Annotated in this window: 2 protein-coding genes; one reads left to right on the plus strand and one right to left on the minus strand. The window is 62.6% G+C overall.

Going from position 1 to position 3,109, the window contains the following annotated elements:
* Positions 1 to 125 precede the first annotated feature (125 nt).
* Entirely contained in the window at positions 126 to 1,652 is a 1,527-nt protein-coding gene (locus QMX97_RS31875) for an AhpA/YtjB family protein (protein WP_262133075.1), read from the minus strand.
* Positions 1,653 to 1,785: 133 nt separating this feature from the next.
* Here QMX97_RS31875 and serB point away from each other — a divergent pair, with 133 nt between their 5' ends.
* Positions 1,786 to 3,000 (plus strand): phosphoserine phosphatase SerB, encoded by a 1,215-nt coding sequence (gene serB, locus QMX97_RS31880; protein ID WP_065900097.1) that lies wholly within the window; start codon positions 1,786 to 1,788, stop codon positions 2,998 to 3,000.
* Positions 3,001 to 3,109 lie beyond the last annotated feature (109 nt).

Consider the following 3,109-nt stretch of genomic DNA (forward strand, 5'->3'; position numbering starts at 1 on the left):
TGTGGGAGCGGGGTTGCGCGCGAAAGCGGGGTGTCAGTCAAGGATTTGATTGGCTGATCCTTTGCATTCGCGAGCAAGCCCGCTCCCACACAAGCCCGATCCTATAGTCGGTCAAGCAACGTTCGTCAGCCCTTCGCGCGGGTCTCATGCATCCGCGCCAACTGCCGCTCCAGCATCGACGGATACGGCTCCATCAAGCGCTCCACACAGCTCGCCCCTTCAGGGCTGGCTATCGGACGGATGCGCGCGCGCTGGCGGATCAGCGTGTCTTCGCTGATCTTGCGTTCCACCAGCAGCAGGTTGCGGCTGTGCTGGGACAGGGCCAGGGCGTCCTGGGCGATTTCTGTCAGCAGCAGGTCGATCTGGCTCATGCCGAACAGATCATCGCCGACAGTCAGGCCCAGCTGCAGTTGCAGGGTGATGCCGCTGTCAGCCACTTCGATCTGCAACTCATGGCCCAGGGCGCGTAGCAGCTCGCCGCAGCAAATGGCGTTGGTCAGGTAGTCTTCGCCGCTGTCTTCGCTGTGGAACAGCATCAGCGTGCTGCCGTCGTTCAGGGTGTGCAGTTCGCTCTGGTACAGCGAGGCGGCCTGGTCCAGGCAGTCGCGGTAGCGTTCCAGCAGCTCGGTCAGGCGAGCGCGGGGGAGGCGACGCAGTTGGTCCTGGGCGCCCAGTTGCACGGCCAGGACGGCACTGTATTGGGGTTCGCTGCTGCGCACCGGCGCCGGCTTGGGCGCGGTGTTGGCCGAGGTGGTATCGCGCAGGTCGGCGAACGGGTCTTCGTCGTCCAGTTCGTCTTCTTCGGCCTTGAAGGCCTGGCGCGTCGCCGGTTTCAAGCCCGCTACCGGGGCGCTTTCGTCAAAGCCCGGGTCACGCAGGTCGCGCACTTCGAACTCGGGTTCGTCGTCGTAGTCGGTGTCGTCGTATTCCGGCTCGGGCTCGGGCTCGGGTATCACCGGTTCCGGCGCGAAGCTTGCGTGCAGTTGGCGGGCGAGGTCGCCGATTTCGTCCTGGCGGTCGGTGGCCGGGGTGTGTTCGTCGATATCCCGCAGCCAGATGCGCAGTTGCATCAGCGGCGTGGAGATATGCCGACCCAGGCGCAGGCTCAAGGCCAGGGCCAATGCCAGCAGGATCGCGCTGAGGATGCCCATGCTCTGCAGGCTGATGGTCATCGGCTGCTGGAACTGTTGCATGTCGAGGCTGATGCGCAGTTGGCCGGCCTTCACATCCTGAAAGGTAATATTGCTCTGGTACAAGCCTTCCGCTTCACCCAGCAGGCCGTTCTTCGGGCGTTGCCCGGCTTCGGCCATGATCCGGTTGTCCACGCTGTAGATGGCGGCGTGGGCCACCAGCGGGTTCTTGGTCAGGTTGTTGAGCAGCACGTTGAGGCTGAGGATGTCGTTGGACACCAGCAGCTCAGTCGCCGAGGTGGCGGTCTGGGTGGTCAAGCTTTCGCCCAGGGCGTCGGCTTGCTCGTGCATGGCCTGCTTGAACTGCAAACCCATCACGCAGGCGTAGATCACCAGGGCCAGAGCGACCAGGATCACGTTATGGCTGGCGATGCGTAATGCGATCGGTACACGGCGGTGGCGCAGTGCCCGGAAGATCAGCAGGAAGAAGTTGTCGGTTTTTACTGGCGTGGGCCGGTTCACTTGAGCTCGGCTCTTGGTCCGTGAAGTTGACGCGCAGTATAGCGACAGGCCCAAGACCGGCAAAGCGCTGGCTGTGCCCGATGGTCACTGAAAGTGGGTAGAATGCGGTTTTTTTCCAGCCTGGGGGTGCGCCTTGCGCGAAATTGTCCTGATAAACATCACCGGTGAAGACCGACCGGGTCTCACCGCAGCCATTACCGGTGTTCTGGCCCAGGGTGGTGTGAACATTCTCGACATCGGCCAGGCGGTGATCCACGACACTTTGTCGTTCGGCATCCTGGTGGAGATCCCGAGCAATGAACAGGCGTCCTCGGTGCTCAAGGACATCCTGTTTACGGCCTATAAGCTCGATCAGCAGGTGCGTTTTACCCCGGTGTCTGAAGCCGATTACCAGCACTGGGTGGCCGGCCAGGGCAAGAAACGCCACATCGTTACCCTGCTGACCCGCAAGGTCACGGCCGAGCAATTGCAGCGTGTCAGCTCCATCACCGCGCAGTACGGCTTGAATATCGACCATATCGACCGTCTGTCGGGTCGCATGCCATTGGACACCCCAGCCGACCAGGGCAAGGGCTGCATCGAGTTCTCCGTTCGCGGCGAGCCGGCCGATCCGCAGGCCCTGCGCGCCGAATTTCTCAGCGTTGCCCAGGAGCTGAATGTCGATATCGCCTTCCAGGAAGACTCACTGTTCCGGCGCAACCGCCGCCTGGCGGTGTTCGACATGGATTCCACGCTGATCGAAGCTGAAGTCATCGACGAACTGGCCAAGGCGGCCGGCGTCGGCGAGCAAGTATCCGCGATCACCGAGCGGGCCATGGCCGGCGAGCTGGATTTTCGTGCCAGCTTCAAGGAGCGCCTGGCGCTGCTCAAGGGCCTGGATGTGAGCGTGCTGGACGCCATCGGTGCATCGCTGCGCCTGACTGAAGGCGCCGAAACCCTGTTCGCCGAGCTCAAGCGCCTGGGCTACAAAACCGCGATCCTGTCCGGCGGCTTCACCTACTTCGCCAAGCAATTGCAGGCCAAGCTGGGCATCGACTATGTGTTCGCCAACGAGCTGGAAGTGGTGGATGGCAAGGTGACTGGCGTGGCGGTGGAGCCGATTGTCGACGCGCAGCGCAAGGCCGATCTGCTGAAGGAATTGGCTCACAAGGAAGGTTTGCGCCTGGAGCAGACCATTGCGGTAGGCGACGGCGCCAATGACTTGCCGATGCTGGCGATTGCCGGCCTGGGTGTGGCGTTCCGGGCCAAGCCGTTGGTCAAGCAATCGGCCAAGCAGGCGATCTCGACGCTGGGGCTGGACGGGGTGCTGTACCTGTTGGGTTTCCGTGATCGCGACGGTCAGCTATAAGCTGATTCAACTGCAGGAATGCAGTCACTGTGGGGGCCGGGCTTGCCCGCGATGGCGGTACTTCAGTCACAGATGGGTTGACTGAAACACCGTCAGCGCGGGCAAGCCC

The organism is Pseudomonas sp. PS01298 (genome assembly GCF_029959745.1).
Lineage (GTDB): Bacteria > Pseudomonadota > Gammaproteobacteria > Pseudomonadales > Pseudomonadaceae > Aquipseudomonas > Aquipseudomonas aylmerensis.